Raw genomic sequence first — 18,375 nt, forward strand, 5'->3', positions numbered from 1 at the left:
TTCTTATCAATAGTAACAAAAAAAGTTATAGAATCAAATAATCTGTACCCTTTGTAAAGGACATTTTGAAAAAAGTTAGGCAACATCAAGAAGATGATTTCTGTATCCAACAGGAGTCATCTTTTTTAAATTCCATTGATATCTATAGTGATTATAGTACGTCATATATTTCTTAATCTCTTGTTTCAACTCAGTAAAAGACTCGCAAGGTTTTATATGTGCTTCATCTTTCAGATGACCAAAAAATGATTCTTGTGGAGCGTTATCCCAACAGTTCCCTCTTCTTGACATAGATTGTCCGAGCTTTAGCTTTTTGACTAATTTTTGGTAGGTAGGGCTTGTGTAGTGGGCTCCTTGATCTGAATGAATATATGCACCTTCAGTCAATCGAATCCTCTTATTCCGTTTTAGTTTATGAAGAGTTGTTATTACGAGGTCTAATGTCATCTGTTCTGAAACATGGTAAGCTAAAATTTCATTGGTTGAGCCGTCTAAAATTGTAGATAAATAAGCTCTTTTATTCTTACCGTAAACTAAATAAGTGATATCTGTAAGAAGCGTTTTTCCTGGGGTGTTTTGTTTAAATTCTCGATTTAATTGATTCGGCACTACTCGATGTTCTTTTGAAGCTTTCAGCATTCTTTTATAAGGATTTGCTTTCCGAATCGGACAGACAATCTCATATTTTTTCATGATTCTACGGATACGCTTTAAATTGTAGACAACTTGAAAATGACCCACCAATGTCATTTTTATTTGACGAGCCCCTTTCTTTCGATTTCTAAATCGAAGTGCTTTTAATATGATTTCTTTCACGATTTCATCTTGATTGTTCTTTTGTTTCCGTTGTTCTTGAGATGAAATGGAAAAATAATTATAGTATCCCGAACGGGATACACCAGCTACTTTACACAAATAACTCACCATATTTCTTAAGTTATATTTTATGATGACAGAACGAATCAGGATATATTTCTGACTAGGTGATAAAGTTATTTCCTTCTCATCCTCCCTTCCATAAGTTTGATCTTTTTTAACAATTCATTTTCTGCCTTTAGTAAGTTCCGTTCGGCTTCTAAACGAGCATACTTCTCTTCTAACGTAAGCTCTCTCTCAAGAGTTCTTCCCGCGTTTTGGCGTGTATCTCGCAAACCAAATACACCATTTTTTCTGTAAGCAGCACGCCATCTACTTCCTGATGACATAATTCGTTTCATTCCAATCATATCTATATCAAAACCACATTCTTCAAAAATATTTCGAGGTAGTTTTCCTTTCTCATTTTCCTCAATAAAAATACGCTTAAATTCATCTGTATAAGTGATACCTTTCTGACTTACAGATTTTATGTAGGGGTTATTTGATAGAATTTGAATGTCTCTTTCTGTAAATAGCTTTTTTGTCATTTTGAACTTTCTCCGATCCCAATTTTCTCTCATTATACAAGAAATACCCTATAGAATAGACTTTTTTTCAGTGTCTATTCTATAGGGTACATTTTAAAATTCTATAACTTTTTTTGTTTAACTTATTTTCTTATTTGCATCAGCTGCTGGTTGCACTCCATTTTTCGTTTTTACAACGCTAATACCATAGCCGATAAATCCACCGATAATCGCTGGGAAGATCCAGCCTAATCCTACTTCCTGCATCGGAAGGAATTTAGTGAACACTTGGCTTACTACTTCAATGTTAACTCCAGCTGCACTTAATCCATCGAATAAGCTGATGATAAATGTTACGATTAAGCTCACTTGATAAACTTCAGCTCTACCTTTGAATAACGAGTGGAAGAATGTTAAGAAAATCAGCACGATTGCTAGTGGATAAATTGCTGTTAATACTGGCACAGAAACTGCAATTAATTGCGTTAATCCAACATTTGCAACAATTGCACTAAATACACATAGCGTGATTGCGATTGCTTTGTAAGGAACATTTGGGAATAACTTATGGAAAAATGAAGAACACGCTGATACAAGTCCCACACTTGTTGTTAAACAAGCAACTGTAATCATTAACCCTAATAATACTCCGCCATATGATCCGAAATAGTAGTTAGAAACTTTCGCTAATACTTCTCCGCCGTTTTCTAAATGTCCAAGCTTCGCAACGCTTGAAGCTCCCATATAAGAAAGAGCTGTATAAATAATTGCTAAAATAGATGCAGCAATCAGTGTTGCTTTTGCACAAACAACCATAATTTGTGTTTTCGTTTTCGCACCTTTTTCTTTAATTGCATTAATAATGATGATCCCAAATACGAACGATGCAAGCGTGTCCATTGTTAAGTATCCTTCTTGGAATCCTTTGAAAAATGCATGTGATGTATACCCTTCAACTGGTGCTTGCATTTCTCCAATCGGATGAATAAAAGCAACAATTACTAAAATACCGATGAATGTTAATTTAATTGGTGTTAAGATTTTTCCAACAATATCGACAATTTTCGCAGGATTTAGCGAAAAAAAACAAGTAATACTAAAGAATATAATTGTAAAAAGAATTAACGGTGTAGAACCTAATCCCTCTGGCATAAACGGCTTAAGACCAATTTCATAAGAAACATTTCCCGTTCTTGGTATTGCAAATAACGGACCGATTGCTAAGTATAAAACTGTTGTAAATACAATCCCAAACACTGGGTGAGCACGACTTGCTAATGACTGTAAATCATCTTTACCTGAAAAACCAAATGCCAATACACCTAGTAATGGTAAACCTACTCCTGTTACTAAAAATCCAGCGTTAGCAATCCATACATTCTCTCCTGCCGATTGACCAAGCATCGCTGGGAATATTAAATTTCCTGCTCCAAAAAATAGTGCAAATAACATTAATCCGATAACTACTATGAACGAAAACGGTACTTTATTCGCCATAATATAACCCCCCATTCAAATTTCCTTATCTCATTTCCAATTTTAACTAATTGAATTTTCTGAATATTTAATTTAAGTATCAACTATTCTTGAACTCATTATAGTTTGTTATATAATATTTTGCAATACTATTTTCAAACTTTTCATTTATTTTATGAATATACATTTTTTAACATGGAAATTAGACTAAAAAACCAACATGGTCATCCATGTTGGTTTTACATTTACTATCATTAATTAAAATTTCGCCGCTACTTTCTTAACGTTCTCTAAACCTTCTTCAACAATTTGCTGTGAGCGATCTGGATATTGATTGTGTCCTTCAATTACAACTGTCTCTGGATTTGCAATTCCCCAGAACCCAAGTACGTTTGTAACGTAATTAACAGCCATTTCCATAGGAGCCATTTGTTCAGAAGAGTAATCTGAACCACGAGCACCTAAAACAACTACTTTCTTATCACCAACTAAACCTTCTGGACCGTTCGCTGTATATTTAAACGTTTTTCCCGCTTGAGAAAGATATGAAATATACGTGATTAATGGTGCTGGTACTGTAAAGTTCCATAATGGGAATGCAAATACTACTTTTTCAGCTTCTAAAAACTGGTTTAAGTACTTATCCACTGTAGCAACTGCCTTCTCTTCTTCAGCTGTTATCTCCATTCCTTGACTACGTTTATATCCACCTGAAATAGCGATATTTCCGTAATACGGAAGATCTAATGCGAATAAATCTAACTCCGTAATTTCTGTATTCGGATTTGCTTCCTTATAAGCACTTACAAATGTTTCATACATTTTTGAACTAATTGCTTGCTCCGCTGGACGATCGTTTGCTTTTACAAATAATACTTTTGACATTGTTTTATTCCCCTCTACTTTTGTATTTTCTTCTTTTTTACCAAATAACGAGCTAAATAATCCCATTTTCTTCACCTAAACTTTCTTATCATATTCATTATTCATCATCATAAAAATTCTTATTCTAATAAAAAGTTCCAATAGATACCTTAACCTAAGTAACTCAAAACTTTTTGTTATTTAATTACCTTATGTAAGTGATTGTAATACATCTACTTACTTTAGTCAAGTAACTTCTCAAAAAGAAAAATATCTCGGGTTAAAAATAACAAAGAAATATATTTCCTCATTCGAAATGATAAATTCGAAAACACATAAGTGAAATCCCTTGTATAATACAACTAGAGAGAGAAATTCATCTATAGAGAGGATTTATTAATGAGTACTTTAGAAAAGATTCAAACCTTTATCATTCTTGCAGCTGTTATATTCGGGGTTATATTAGGACAATTTAATATGATACATATGCATTCAGAAAAATTTATTGTCCCCTTCTTATTTTTAATGCTTTACGGATTATTCCTCAGCATCCCATTAAATGATATAAAAAATGGCTTCCGTAACTTAAAATTCGCTGGAACAAGCCTAGGTATTAACTTTATATGGACACCTTTTCTTGCTTGGGGATTAGGCGCGTTATTTCTTTCAGATCACCCAGCACTTTGGGTCGGCTTTATTATGTTAATGGTTACTCCGTGTACAGATTGGTACTTAATCTTTACTGAAATAGCGAAAGGAAATGTAGCACTTTCTACTGCAATTTTGCCTGTAAATTTAATTTTGCAAGTACTACTTCTTCCAATTTATTTATTTTTATTTGCTGGTGTCATGAAAACTGTAGCGGTTTCTGTTTTAGTAGAAAGTATTGTTATCGTAATCGTCTTACCATTTTTACTTGCGCACGCTACAAAATTCATTATGCATAAAATGAAAAAAGTTGAAACACTTGAGAATAAACTCATTCCGTTTTTCAGCTCTGCTCAAATTGTATTTTTAAGTTTAGCAATAGTAGCGATGTTTGCCTCACAAGGTAAGTACTTATTACAAAATATGAATGTTGTTTTATTGTTACTTATACCAGTATTACTGTTCTTCATAATTAACTTTATGCTAGGACAGTTTGTAGGACGTATGATGCATTTATCCTATGAAGACACTGTAAGCCTAAGCTTAACAACATTAGCGAGAAACTCGCCTGTTGCACTCGCAATTGCTGTGACTGCTTTTCCAGACGAGCCTCTTATCGCGCTTGCATTAGTGATTGGACCGTTAATAGAACTACCAGTACTAGCGTGTGTGTCACAAGTGTTATTACTTATTAAGAAAAAACAGCAATACACATAAAAAAACGTCCTACTTTGGGACGTTTTTTTATTGTCGAGAAAGTATAGAAGTAACGATACTTATCGGCTCTAAGGATTTTATACGTTATAGAAAATTAGCTTGTCGTTACGTTAACAAAGTCTTTCTAATTAAAAATTATAGGGAAAGTAAATATAACGAAAGCTGCCCAAAGTCCGTAAATTGGCAAATACTTCGTAACGGCATCTTGGATAGCTGTCGGTCCTGATTTGTTTTGTAGAAAACGCATATAGGAAAACATAATCCAAATTAGATTTGCCCAGATCAATATGTTTACTCCTAAGACAGCAAGTCTATTAGGTGTAATCCCGTAAGAAGAAAGTCTAAATACGATGGCTGACAAAGCTACAGTGTCAATAATAAGCGCAAGAACAATTAAGGCAAAATTGATATAATCTGAAATGTTCTTTTTCTCGTCTGATTCACTCTCAACAATGGAAAATATAGTAACAGCCAATACACCAAGGAGTATTCCGTTGAAGGCCATTAGGAAATTGCGGTCCAAGAACGGATTTTTCCCGACCCATATAACCGTTATAAGATAAATCAACAATGTGATCAGGACGAGAGGACTAAAAATTTTAGATATGTATGGTGTAATATTCTTAGCAAGTTTAAGATTCATTGATGCCAAGTATGCAGCCACAATAGCGAGAGCAGCAGCACCAAATAAAATAACATTACTAAAATAGAAGTCTTCTATATTCAAGTCAACAAACCTAAATAACTGCATGGTTAATGCTGCTAGTACCATTCCGCTCACTGCCATGCTGGCGTAGAGAATACAATATTCCAAATTAAATTTAATATAAGCTAATCTCGTACTTCCTTTTGAATATTCATTTCCTGTAAACGCAAGCCCTACTAAGACCCATAAGAATATAGGAAGATGTAAATAAGCAAGGATAATGCTGTCTTTATAAGTTAATGGCAACATATTAAGATACAACCCGGAAATTAGGAACAACGCTACAAGGGAATAAATAATACTTTTTTTCGGAGTATTATTGTAAACAAAATAAGCAGCAATAAAGGGAATTACACCAAAAGCCAAGTTAATTGGAGCAATTGCTCCCTGTTCGACAAAATGGAAGATTCCCCTGGTGCTTAGCCCTGCCAGAATAGCTAAAATGCCCATGAATAAGAAACCTTTTTGACACAATGAAGGTTTTTCTGTATTTGCCGTCTCCTTGAAATGCAATCTTTCATACCAAGCACCAAGAACCTGAGAATCAGGGTTTTCATCCCATGCTTGTGAGAATGACTTTTTAAAAGCTTTCGGGTCTTTTCTATACATTCTCTCCAACTCATGAGGGTTATCCATATTTTCAATAATCAAATTGTTAATGTCCATAGTTATACCTCCTCTAATTTTAAAAATAACGTTGTTACCTTTTCCATAAAAAGCACCACACTTATTTATTCTGTTTTTGATTTTAATATAAATTTTATCGTTTTGCAATAAATTTTTATTATTTTAGATAATATTTTTGTTGTATATTTTTATTCCAAGCAAAAACAAAAAGCATTCCTCATTCAAAGAAATGATCAAAATGATATAAACGTCCAATTTAATAACACCTTTTCAAACAATTATTTCAAATAAATTTTAGTGCTAGTATACAAAACTCTGTAATTATAAAATAAAAAAGCATGACATAAAATTGTCATGCTTTTTCTTTTCTATCTATATTTTCAAACCTAATACAGCACATTTTACTCGGGAAAGAGCTTTTTCATTTGTTGAAACCACTTGTCTCTAAGTAAAAAAGTTCTTTACTAATAATTATCGGAATTCTATATTCTCCAACTAAGTAAAGAACTTTTTTATTCATTATTTCAAGAGAAAATTAAGTGCAAAGTTTAACTTGAGTAAAGAACTTTTTTCTTTGTTTTTTTATGCTTCATAGTTTTTTTAAATTAAAATACCTAACATAAAAAGTACCTTCACCTATAAAGGAATATTTTTTCACCTGTAAATTGTAAAATGTACCTTTTGACTCACGAAATAGTAATAATAAATATATAATTTTCCTAGTCAAAAGTAACCTCTAATCAATCCTAAAATATCTAATCTTCCTTTATATATTTTCATCTACTTTAAATAAGATAACATTAACTTCGATTTGTTTTCTAATACTCTTTTATAGATTAGTATCTTTTAAATTAATTACATTTTATTTACCACATTAGAAACTTGTTTATTATGAGAGTAGACTTTTTCTTCTAAGTATTTCGCCACTTCTGGGTTCAACCCTTGATATAGGCCCGTTAACATTTTTATTTTAGAAATAGTATTCCTTTTATCACTAAATTTATTTTCTAACACATGTTTAATTCGGCTCATTTGAAAATCTTCTTTCGTTTCTACAACTGAATCTACAAACTCTTGAAACAGTAGATAATTATTACCTTTTTCTCTAAATATAATGGAAGTTATTCCCGTTTGCTTAATAAGAGCATGTTTTGTAATTCTCTGCAATCCTCCCCTTTCCCTCTCAAATACAGTCCAGTTAGAGATAACCTCTTTAGCATTCAATAAAAATTTATTATCCATTTTCATATAATATTGATTACTATTTTTATGTTTATATCTCACAGGAGGCAGATATTTTTCCAACCACTCCTTATCATATTTATGTATCCAACTATACGCTGCCTGTTACATCTTCGATTATAAAAGTCAATTCTTCTTATCTTTCTTTCACAAATTTTAAATCCCCCCTAAAAAATGGTATATAACTAAGGTGCACTACTCATAATAAAATCACAAATGTTAAAAAGGTGAAAATCATGAAATTCTCTAAGCAAAATACTAAAAAGGTAAAAAACGATCTAGGTAATATTAATTCCGTGGAATTAGCTATTAATAAAAAAATAGTCAATAAAATATTTAATCAAAGCGCTGACCTGATTGAACACCAATTAAAAAGTGATGATGAATTTATACTGTATTACTTTGAAGGACTAACAGATGGTATCGCATTAAAAGACAATGTTATTAAACCAATATTAGAGAACACTAGTGGTAGTCAAAAAAATTTTGAATCTAATATTATTGCTGCCTATACAAAAGAAATCTGGAGTTGGAATGAAGTTATAGATTGTTTATTAGAAGGGCAAAGTGTTTTATTTATGAAAGATCATTTAGGAGCAATGGCTATTAATACGAAAGGCTGGGCTGAAAGAGCCATTCAAGAACCTATTAGTGAGTCTACAATTAAGGGATCACATGACGGATTTGTAGAAAATGCATCGAAAAATATAGGATTAATTCGGCGTTATATTCCTTCTGTCGAATTAAAAATTAAAAAAATAAATATAGGTGAAAGAGCAGCCACTTCTGTTTTTATTATATATTTAGGAGATGTTGCAAACGATACTGTCATACATGAAGTAGAAAGTAGAATACAAAATATCGATACCGATACAATAATTGGTATTGGAGAGCTTTCTCACTATATAAGTGACAATACTTATACGCCATTTCCACAAACTTTATTAAGTGAAAGACCAGACGTTATCGCCAGTCAAATTCTCGATGGTAAGGTTGCTATTTTAATTGATCGTTCTCCAAGTGCTATGGTTGTTCCTATAAACTTAGCTGGTTTTTTTAATCTACCAGATGATTATTCTCTTCATTGGTTTGTGGCATCCTTTTTGCGTTTACTGCGCTTTTTGGGTTTCTTGATTGCAACTTTACTGCCAGCTATGTATATAGCTATTGTATCTTTTCATTTTGAAGTCATTCCTTTAGATTTATATACATCGATTGCTCAGTCGAGGGTGAAAGTTCCATTTTCACCTATAATGGAAGCAATTATTATGGAGATAACATTAGAAATGCTACGTGAAGCTGGGGTACGCTTGCCACAGCCTATTGGACAGACAATCGGCATCGTGGGTGGAATTGTTATCGGTCAAGCAGCTGTTCAAGCGGGGATTGTAAGTAATATTATGGTGATTATTGTATCCATTACTGCTATCGCTTCCTTTATTATTCCTAATTATGATTTATCTAGTTCCATTCGTTTAATACGCTTTCCCATGATGTTCTTTGCTTTTCTATACGGTATAGTGGGGATTGTTTGTGTCGTTATGGTACTTGTCGCACATTCTGTAACACTTAAATCTTTTGGTACACCCTATACTGTACCTTTATCTCCCTTTAATCTAAAAGATTTAAAAGACACTATTATTCGCTTCCCTACTTCCATGCTTACTAATCGTTCTTCTACGGGACGACCTAAACAAAGTACAAAAAAAAGAACGATATATAATAAAGGTGATTCAAATGATGAATTCTAAAATGGAGTATATAACACCTCTTCAATACATCTTGGGGATTCATACTATACAAACTGCGGCTGGTATATTAGTTTTACCAAGTATTATTGCAGGAACTGCTGGAACAGATGGCTGGATCTCCATTATTTTAGGATGGCTATGCACAAATGTCATAGGTATTCTCATTATTCTAACGATGAAAAAAAATCCAAATATGAATTTTCCAAGTATACTTATTCAATATTTCGGAAAATGGCTAGGGACTTGTTTACTCTTTTCTTATTGTATATATTTCATTCTGGCAGGTTTCGTCGCTCTATTAAGGTGTATTGATATCGTAATTGTATGGATTCTACCTAATACACCGCCTTATCAGATTGCCTTATTACTTCTCATACCTTTTTATATATTGGCAAAGGATAGTATATTCGCTGTATGCAGATATAATGAGGTAATATTTTTTCTTACTTTGTTTTTACCTGGGTTGCTTATTTTTGCATTGAAAGAAGGATTTTATCCAGTACATCTATTTCCAATTATTAAAGAAGGATGGTTACCAATTTTCAGAGGATTAAAAGAAACAATTTATCCTTATAGCGGCTTAGAAATTGCATATATACTTTATCCATTTCTAAAGAAAAAGAAAAAGCAATTTCAGGTATCCTAATTGCAAATACGCTATCAATGCTCTTACTGATTTATGTTACCATCCTATGTTTTACACATATGAGCCCGAAAGGTATGGAAACAGTTATTTGGCCAGTCTTTAGTTTATTAAAAGTTGTTCATTTTTCTTTTTTAGAAAGGCTTGAAATTTTATTTGTAGCTTATTATTTATTAATATTTTCCACTACCATTATTCCCTACTTATTCTCTGCGACATATGTTGTTTCACTTCTTTTACCAAAAATAAAAGCTAACTATATTATTGGCTGTTTAATTTTCATGTTAACTATAGTGTTTTATATCATAAAATTTAACGTGAAGGATTTACTAAATATTTATGCTTTCATCAATCAAATTGATTTAATTTTCTTTATAGCAATACCAATTTTTTTATTTGGTTATACATATATCTTTAAGTTTGCCACTAGGAGGAAAGCAAAATGACTAAAAAATGGCTATTTGGTTTCATTGTAGTGGCATTTTTTTTCACTGGTTATAGCACGAGAATACCTTTAGAAAATGGTGCCTTAATTTTATTGATTGGTGTTGACAAAGGTGCTAATAAAAATTTAATTGTAGGTACCAGCACAACAGTTTTTAAAGGGAAAAGCAAAAAAAACACATTTGAAGAAGTCGTAGAGGCACCCTCTGTTTATAGTGCTTTTTCAAAAATAAACACAAAAACAACAGGCTATTTGACTTCATCAAAAGCACAAATCTTATTAATTGGTAAAGAATTTACTAAGCAACCTAATTGGCCAAATAAACTAGACGCTATTGTTCGAGACCCCTCGAGTACTTCTAATATAAAATTAATTCAAGTTGATGGTCAGATAACAGATTTTTTTACTATTAAGCCACCTAATAATCTTTCTATTTCCATGTACCTACAAGATATAATTCAAGCGTCATTATACGATAACATGATAGTTCCCTCTGATATTCAGGAGGTCCTTAGACAAAAAAACGAAGAAGGAATGACGCAAACTATCCCAATTGTAAAAAAAGTAAATAATACAGTTCAAACAAAGGGTATTGCTTTTTTGGATCAATCAAGCAGGTATGTAACAAGTTTGCCTACAAAAGACGTCCCAATATACTCCCTCTTAAAAAAGAAAAACTACAAGGGCGTATGATATTGAATATTATTCTTAATGATTCTGCAAATGATAAACATAGAATTGTAAGTGTTTTGATTGAACAGGCTAAAAGGAAAATTAATGTTGGGTTTAAAAATGATAAATTTCAATTTGATATAAAATTAGATATAGCGTTGTCTATTATTGAAGGAGTTAATGGCCCTACAATTACTAGCAATGATGAACAAGGAAAAATAATTAGCCTTTTAGAAAGACAAATAACAAAATCTATTGATAAAGAATTAAATAAAATTGTAAAAGTAATTCAAAGCAATAAAATTGATCCTCTCGGACTTAGCATGTATGCAAGAGCGGATCAATATCAGCAATGGAAACTGCACAAAAAAAACTGGGGGAACGAAATATCTAATTCTAATATAAAAATTAAAACCCTAATAAAAATCGGGAACACTGGTATTATTAGAGGATAATATTAAGGGTTCGAAAATAAAATGAAAGCAAAGAAAACGCTTATTTTCCTACCAGAATTGTATTTCATGCTACAAGTTCAGACAATTAATGGATGAATTCTTTCTGTTTTTGGATGGAATAATCTTGTATATCAATTTATTCTTTTGAATTATATGCATAGCTCCTACTCTAAAAAGAATGGATGTAGCTGTATCACACCATTTGGGTCCTAGCATAGGAAAGATTCGTTTCTTAATAAAGCAATGTGGTGCTATCCCTCTATTAGCTAATTAAGGAAAGCAAAAACGCAGGACTTAAAACCTCCTGCGTTTTTTGTTGATTTATGGATTTTTATAATAATGAAGGAAAATGGGACTGGAAGTAGAATGTTTTTGCACATCCCCTTCCCCCTTTCTGTAAAAAAGTTTAAAAGTAAGCTAAACTTTTCTACAGAGCCCCTATCGACTTGTCATTATATCTTTCTTTCACTCAATTCTTTTAATAGCTGTATTATTTCAGCTTGTTGTTTTATCTTCTTACGACCATTTAGGTTAATTACTGCAAGTTCACATGCAATTCCAATGGCAAAGAAAAACAATAAACTTTCTAACATATAAAATCCTCCACATGCATTGTCTATTAGTCAACTTTGTGCAAATGTTTCTCTTGTAAAACCTGTTTATTCTTATTTACTTTTTTACGCTGATTTTATAAGCGTTGTAACTTTAGTTTGAATTTTATGAGTAAAAATAAGAAAGATATGACTAAACTAACTAAAGGATACTATACACTCTACAGTATTAAATTAGTTTTAAAACACCATTTAGGCACTACTACCTTGATGAGGTGTCATATCACCTTTATAAGAAACATAACTGTGTGCCATCATTCCTAGCATTATTATAAACATACCGCACCAAGATAAAATAGACGGAACAGAAGAATGTAATAAAACTAACTCTCCGATAACAGCAAAAAGTACTTCCATAGATTGTGTCGCTTCAACAGTGGCTAGTTTTTGCATATCTCCTCTTACCATTTCAGTTGCTTTGAAAAATAAAATAGTTCCAATTACACCTGAACAAGTAGCAACTAAGAGAGATTGTATAGTTTGTTCTTTACTAGGCGTTCCTGATGTGAAAAAGCCATACAAGGATAATAAAAACCAAAATGGTAAGCTAGCTAATGTCATTCCAAGCACACGTTGATAAGTATCCAGACGGTCTCCACAAACCTCCATCATTTTACGATTACCTAATGGATAAGCAAAAGAAGCCACAATAACAGGGATAATACCAAACAAAATATCTTTTACAGCAAGAAATTTCGCTTGCTCCATTTGCATAAGCACAATACCAAGAAGAATAATAAGTGACATACCCATCCCTTTTATTGGTATTTCTCCTCTTTTCTTGTGAAGTCCATCTGGTGTTTGAATGTTTTGGATGAAAAAAGGCGCTAATAAAGCTCCTGATATAATAGTAATTTGCCATGTTCCAGCAATCATCCATCCTGGTGCATGTGCAGCTGCAAAACATAATGGAGCGTAAAACAGGAAAAATCCTACAAAACTCCAAAGAACCCACGTTCCTAGATTTTCTCTCATAACTTGTAATAGTTGCTTTAATTTTTTTCTACTTATAACAATAAGTAAAAGGAATGGAATCATGAAAATAAACCTTAGTGACGCACTCCATATCCAATTACCGCCTGATAATTCCATCGCTCGATTAATTGTAAATGTAAAAGAAAAAAAGAACGCACCACAAATCCCTAAAAAAATCGGAAGTAAATTCCTCACCTCAATCTGCTTCATGAGTCAGTACCTCCCAATACTTAACCAGTTTTTTGATACTATCTAAATAGGTTATTTTAAACCATTAGAGACTGCTGTCCAGAATTGTTTGTTCTCTTTCCCTATTGCATAAACAGAAACCCCTGCAAGATTCTTTGAAATTGTATAGTGAGTTTTTTGTTTGATACTTGTTTCATCTTCATACCAAACTTCATGCTTATGATGATTATTATCCGTATAAGTAAATACCATTGAACCAGATGCTACATCACGATGCGGTGTTGCGTTCGTCTTTTGAATAAGTTCATTTACATCCTTCCATGCAAGCATCTTATTATTGTTTTTATCATTTAAATCCCAATCATTACCATAAGCTGGTATACCCATAATGATTTTTTTGTTGTCTACCACTCTAGTAGTGTAATTTAGATTTTCTTCTAACCATGGTTTACTAATAGTAGATCCTGGTTCACTCCAAGTACCATGCTCATCGTAAGTCATTACTTGAAGGAAATCTGCATTTTTACCTAATTGGGCATAATCGAATGGCCATGTCCAAGTATTCCAATGATTATCCTCATTTTTGGCAGGAACCGATACCATAACAGAATGACCTGAACTATGGAATTTTTTTGATGTTTCTTTTACAAAAGTAGTAAGTAAGTCACGATCTTCCGGCTTAATATTTTCTAAGTCAATATTTACGCCGTCATATTTATATTTAACAACTATACTATATATTTGATTTATTAATTTATTTCTTTTTGCTGGGTTAGAAAGAACGTTATGAGCTAACTCAGAATCAAAGTAATTAGTATTATTATTAAAGTTAGATAAAGCTGCATAACTTTTTATTTTATTATTTTGTGAATAGGACAATACTTCCTTGGGTACTTCACCATCTACAGTACCATCTGAATAAAAGAAAAAGTTGTCGGTCGATACTTGATTCATTACTGGCTGTGTTACTTTTAGTGAATCAGTGGATGTACCATATACTGTATATCCAAGAACAATAGGTTCTTCTGTACTAGCTGCAGAGGCTGGAATGGTATGACATGCCATAATTGCAGATAGACTCAAAGCTGTTAAGTATGGTTTTAATTTCATTTTTTCTTACCCCTTTATGCTTTAAAATTCGAGAAATCAACATACTATTACTTAACTTTTAATACATTTAATTTTGTATAAATAATTAGTTAAATATAATGTAAATAGCTCTTAGCTTATTTCTCTAACAAAAGCTTTATTCTACTAATTACACCGCGCGCACTTACATAGTGTAAACAGTACTAACATATAGTAACTACAATATTTTGAAAAGTCAACACGTTCTTTGAATTTAATATTTTTAAATCAATATGGTTTTATATATAACTTTATATACCAGTGATTTCTAACGTTAATTCACAAGAAAATATTTTAGTAAAAAATATTACTATAAAAAAATACTTTGTCCAGACTCCTTTCTAAAGTCGCCTTGGTGATTTTACATGTCATTTTTCTTATCTGCCAAACAGATAATTCGACTTTATATTTGAGGTGTAGAACATAAATTATCTAAAAATTTTTAAAAAAGTTTACAATGTGTAATCACATATATATAATTCAAGTTGCCAAGGTGAATACACAGCGTTAACACCATTTACACTCGAAGAATAACAGCTTGGGAAATTACAAAAAATCTAGGAGGTTTATTGAATGAAAAAAATTAGGGGCATATCAAACATTACTTTAGAAGGAACTAGCAGTTTAGGAGGAGTAATAGCTTTTACATCAACAAATGCGTGTGCATCTGAGCTTTCAAAACCCCAATATAATATCTCTACTGAATCACAATTTTCAAAAAAGGTAGAAAATGAGAAAGCGGTTAAGAGTTTTGGTGCCAATCTGAATGTAAGTATAGATGTTTTAGGAATTGCTAATATGATTAGAGATTCTATTAATGGCAGCGCTAACCGAGCAGGATTTGTAAAAGAGGTTAAAGAGTCAGCATTTTATGGGGCAGGTCAACAATATAATGTTATGGTTTTTAACCTAAATCAAGGCTACAATTACAATTTTAAAGGGGTTAAATTCTTTGCTACAACAGTATATGATGGAATAACTTATGGAATTTGGGTATTTGAAAGTGGTAAATTTACTAACGAAGGTGATGGTGGGTGGCTATATTAATTGGCATTTATAGGTTTGGGAAATAGGACCGGCAAAACAGTATGATATTACAAACCAAAAACCTTATCGTTACCATTGATTTGTAATTTATTTCATATTAAAATAAGGGATAATATTAATGAATTAAAACTATTTACAATATGGAGTGCAAATTAATGGTCTCAACATGGGAACTAGAATTAGAACAAATTCGTAATGGTAGAAGAAAACAAATTTTAGATGTTGCATTAGAGTTGTCCTTAGAAAAGGGATTAATGGATATTACTATTGTGGATATTGTGAAGCGTGCAAAAATTAGTAGGGTTACCCTTTACAAATATTACAAATCCATTCATGAGATTTTATTTAATGTTCAAATCAGAATTTTAACAGAATTATTAGAAGCGGAGAAAGTAGAAGTTCAAAAAGGTACTAATGCTTTTGAAAAGATGGAAGCCCTCTTTGAATTTATAAGTCATCAATTCAAAGAAAATCCCTCACAGTTCCGCTTTATAGGTTTGTTTGATCAACTTTATTCAAAATCATATCCTACACCAGAATTAGAAGAAAAATATACGTCTATTACAGGACAATCTTTATTCTCATTCCAAGAATTAGTTGAAGAAGGAATAAAAGATGGTTCATTCCGTAAAGATATCGATTCTCGATTACTTGCCTTAACTATTACTCATATCTTATTAGGTACTTTATACAGAATGGCTACTAGAAGCGAGGTATATGAGAAAGAAAGTATAGATTGTTCTGATCAATTGTTACAAACTTTAATTAGCTTTTTAATTACTTCTATTTCTCACTGATGGCTATACTAGCTTTTCTTATAATTCAAAAAGCTACGTATACTTTATTGTTAAATTTGAAACCTAACAGTTTATTATTAAAAATAAAAAAGGAAACCCCATTCCATATGCAGTGACCCCTGTCAAGTAGACAGGATTTAAAAAGCGCAACTAAGCAACCTGAGTTCTATATTTATATGAACTCAGGTTATTTAATTTCTTTTGAAATCTTTGATGATTATAAAAAGTATATATTTGCGCACGGCAAATTTAACCTCATCCACTTTGCGAAAGGAATATTATTGTCCTTGAGAAAAAAACTCAAACAATTTTATGATCCCTATATACTAAAAAAGAATTAATCAGAAAAAGTTTTATCAGAATAATAACGAACGGAAAATTATTTCCTTCTGATTTTTCTCTAGCCTAGTTAATTGTTCCCCAGTCTAATTAATTTTTCCTTTTGGACAATTCAATTGGACCAAGCTATATTAATTAATATGGTGGAAAATTGTTTCCACCATATACAATGCACCTTCATACCCAGATGTTCCAGATAAATATAGCCTGACTAATTGTAGAAAAAGCATGACATAAAATTAATCTGTACCCTTTGTAAAGGACATTTTGAAAAAAGTTAGGCAACATCAAGAAGATGATTTCTGTATCCAACAGGAGTCATCTTTTTTAAATTCCATTGATATCTATAGTGATTATAGTACGTCATATATTTCTTAATCTCTTGTTTCAACTCAGTAAAAGGCTCGCAAGGTTTTATATGTGCTTCATCTTTCAGATGACCAAAAAATGATTCTTGTGGAGCGTTATCCCAACAGTTCCCTCTTCTTGACATAGATTGTCCGAGCTTTAGCTTTTTGACTAATTTTTGGTAGGTAGGGCTTGTGTAGTGGGCTCCTTGATCTGAATGAATATATGCACCTTCAGTCAATCGAATCCTCTTATTACGTTTTAGTTTATGAAGAGTTGTTGTTACGAGGTCTAATGTCATCTGTTCTGAAACATGGTAAGCTAAAATTTCATTGGTTGAGCCGTCTAAAATTGTAGATAAATAAGCTCTTTTATTCTTACCGTAAACTAAATAAGTGATATCTGTAAGAAGCGTTTTTCCTGGGGTGTTTTGTTTAAATTCTCGATTTAATTGATTCGGCACTACTCGATGTTCTTTTGAAGCTTTCAGCATTCTTTTATAAGGATTTGCTTTCCGAATCGGACAGACAATCTCATATTTTTTCATGATTCTACGGATACGCTTTAAATTGTAGACAACTTGAAAATGACCCACCAATGTCATTTTTATTTGACGAGCCCCTTTCTTTCGATTTCTAAATCGAAGTGCTTTTAATATGATTTCTTTCACGATTTCATCTTGATTGTTCTTTTGTTTCCGTTGTTCTTGAGATGAAATGGAAAAATAATTATAGTATCCCGAACGGGATACACCAGCTACTTTACACAAATAACTCACCATATTTCTTAAGTTATATTTTATGATGACAGAACGAATCAGGATATATTTCTGACTAGGTGATAAAGTTATTTCCTTCCCATCCTCCCTTCCATAAGTTTGATCTTTTTTAACAATTCATTTTCTGCCTTTAGTAAGTTCCGTTCGGCTTCTAAACGAGCATACTTCTCTTCTAACGTAAGCTCTCTCTCAAGAGTTCTTCCCGCGTTTTGGCGTGTATCTCGCAAACCAAATACACCATTTTTTCTGTAAGCAGCACGCCATCTACTTCCTGATGACATAATTCGTTTCATTCCAATCATATCTATATCAAAACCACATTCTTCAAAAATATTTCGAGGTAGTTTTCCTTTCTCATTTTCCTCAATAAAAATACGCTTAAATTCATCTGTATAAGTGATACCTTTCTGACTTACAGATTTTATGTAGGGGTTATTTGATAGAATTTGAATGTCTCTTTCTGTAAATAGCTTTTTTGTCATTTTGAACTTTCTCCGATCCCAATTTTCTCTCATTATACAAGAAATACCCT

The 18,375-nt window shown here is 32.1% G+C and carries 15 protein-coding genes and 1 pseudogene; 7 read left to right on the forward strand and 9 right to left on the reverse strand.

The features are described from left to right. Positions 1 to 75: 75 nt before the first annotated feature. From JFU20_RS05665 to JFU20_RS05675, 3 genes are all read right to left on the reverse strand, one after another. A protein-coding gene (locus JFU20_RS05665; protein ID WP_201038429.1) for an IS3 family transposase occupies positions 76 to 1,406 on the reverse strand; the annotation gives its coding sequence in 2 pieces (ribosomal slippage) (positions 76 to 1,022 and positions 1,022 to 1,406; 1,332 coding nt in all). Positions 1,407 to 1,523: 117 nt separating this feature from the next. Beyond that, a complete protein-coding gene (gene brnQ / locus JFU20_RS05670; protein WP_002135709.1) occupies positions 1,524 to 2,882 on the reverse strand; it encodes a branched-chain amino acid transport system II carrier protein in 1,359 nt (452 codons plus the stop codon). Between the two features lie 237 nt (positions 2,883 to 3,119). Then, on the reverse strand, positions 3,120 to 3,812 hold the full coding sequence (locus JFU20_RS05675; protein ID WP_085310471.1) for an FMN-dependent NADH-azoreductase: 693 nt from the start codon (positions 3,810 to 3,812) through the stop codon (positions 3,120 to 3,122). A gap of 312 nt (positions 3,813 to 4,124) precedes the next feature. On the opposite strand from JFU20_RS05675, the gene JFU20_RS05680 reads away from it, so the two are divergent. Then, positions 4,125 to 5,090 (forward strand): arsenic resistance protein, encoded by a 966-nt coding sequence (locus JFU20_RS05680; RefSeq protein ID WP_201038430.1) that lies wholly within the window; start codon positions 4,125 to 4,127, stop codon positions 5,088 to 5,090. A gap of 124 nt (positions 5,091 to 5,214) precedes the next feature. On the opposite strand, the gene JFU20_RS05685 is transcribed toward JFU20_RS05680, so the two are convergent. Both JFU20_RS05685 and JFU20_RS05690 read right to left on the reverse strand, forming a co-directional pair. Continuing rightward, entirely contained in the window at positions 5,215 to 6,462 is a 1,248-nt protein-coding gene (locus JFU20_RS05685) for a DUF4153 domain-containing protein (RefSeq protein WP_201038431.1), read from the reverse strand. Positions 6,463 to 7,278: 816 nt separating this feature from the next. After that, entirely contained in the window at positions 7,279 to 7,671 is a 393-nt protein-coding gene (locus JFU20_RS05690; protein ID WP_201038432.1) for a hypothetical protein, read from the reverse strand. 230 nt (positions 7,672 to 7,901) lie between these two features. Between JFU20_RS05690 and JFU20_RS05695 the strand changes: the two genes are divergently transcribed. From JFU20_RS05695 to JFU20_RS05710, 4 genes and pseudogenes are all read left to right on the forward strand, one after another. Next, positions 7,902 to 9,416 carry a spore germination protein gene (locus JFU20_RS05695; protein WP_201038433.1) on the forward strand — a complete coding sequence of 505 codons (1,515 nt, stop codon included), beginning with the start codon at positions 7,902 to 7,904 and terminating at the stop codon, positions 9,414 to 9,416. Next, a pseudogene (locus JFU20_RS05700) lies at positions 9,403 to 10,505 on the forward strand (GerAB/ArcD/ProY family transporter). Before JFU20_RS05695 ends, JFU20_RS05700 begins: the two are co-directional and overlap by 14 nt. After that, positions 10,502 to 11,197 carry a Ger(x)C family spore germination protein gene (locus tag JFU20_RS05705; RefSeq protein ID WP_201038434.1) on the forward strand — a complete coding sequence of 232 codons (696 nt, stop codon included), beginning with the start codon at positions 10,502 to 10,504 and terminating at the stop codon, positions 11,195 to 11,197. Before JFU20_RS05700 ends, JFU20_RS05705 begins: the two are co-directional and overlap by 4 nt. 2 nt (positions 11,198 to 11,199) lie before the next feature. Then, positions 11,200 to 11,631, forward strand: a complete 432-nt coding sequence (locus tag JFU20_RS05710; protein ID WP_201038435.1) for a Ger(x)C family spore germination C-terminal domain-containing protein — start codon at positions 11,200 to 11,202, stop codon at positions 11,629 to 11,631. A gap of 452 nt (positions 11,632 to 12,083) precedes the next feature. Here the strand turns inward: JFU20_RS05710 and JFU20_RS05715 are convergent, their stop codons facing one another. The 3 genes from JFU20_RS05715 to JFU20_RS05725 all read right to left on the reverse strand — a co-directional run bounded on the left by JFU20_RS05715 (position 12,084) and on the right by JFU20_RS05725 (position 14,516). Continuing rightward, positions 12,084 to 12,224 carry a YrzO family protein gene (locus JFU20_RS05715; protein ID WP_201038436.1) on the reverse strand — a complete coding sequence of 47 codons (141 nt, stop codon included), beginning with the start codon at positions 12,222 to 12,224 and terminating at the stop codon, positions 12,084 to 12,086. Between the two features lie 210 nt (positions 12,225 to 12,434). Continuing rightward, the gene (locus JFU20_RS05720) at positions 12,435 to 13,427 is read right to left on the reverse strand and encodes a DMT family transporter (protein ID WP_201038437.1); all 993 of its coding nucleotides are present in this window, start codon (positions 13,425 to 13,427) and stop codon (positions 12,435 to 12,437) included. 51 nt (positions 13,428 to 13,478) lie between these two features. Beyond that, positions 13,479 to 14,516 (reverse strand): glycosyl hydrolase family 18 protein, encoded by a 1,038-nt coding sequence (locus JFU20_RS05725; RefSeq protein WP_201038438.1) that lies wholly within the window; start codon positions 14,514 to 14,516, stop codon positions 13,479 to 13,481. A gap of 591 nt (positions 14,517 to 15,107) precedes the next feature. Between JFU20_RS05725 and JFU20_RS05730 the strand changes: the two genes are divergently transcribed. Next, the gene (locus JFU20_RS05730) at positions 15,108 to 15,581 is read left to right on the forward strand and encodes a stress protein (RefSeq protein WP_201038439.1); all 474 of its coding nucleotides are present in this window, start codon (positions 15,108 to 15,110) and stop codon (positions 15,579 to 15,581) included. 155 nt (positions 15,582 to 15,736) lie between these two features. Continuing rightward, positions 15,737 to 16,378 carry a TetR/AcrR family transcriptional regulator gene (locus tag JFU20_RS05735; protein ID WP_201038440.1) on the forward strand — a complete coding sequence of 214 codons (642 nt, stop codon included), beginning with the start codon at positions 15,737 to 15,739 and terminating at the stop codon, positions 16,376 to 16,378. 616 nt (positions 16,379 to 16,994) lie between these two features. Here JFU20_RS05735 and JFU20_RS05740 read toward each other — a convergent pair. Then, positions 16,995 to 18,325 (reverse strand): IS3 family transposase gene (locus JFU20_RS05740; protein ID WP_201038441.1). Its coding sequence is split into 2 segments (ribosomal slippage): positions 16,995 to 17,941 and positions 17,941 to 18,325, totalling 1,332 coding nucleotides; the frame shifts between segments, so codons are not numbered across the junction. Positions 18,326 to 18,375: the final 50 nt, after the last annotated feature.

Source organism: Bacillus sp. TH30, from assembly GCF_016650875.1.
GTDB classification, from domain to species: domain Bacteria; phylum Bacillota; class Bacilli; order Bacillales; family Bacillaceae_G; genus Bacillus_A; species Bacillus_A mycoides.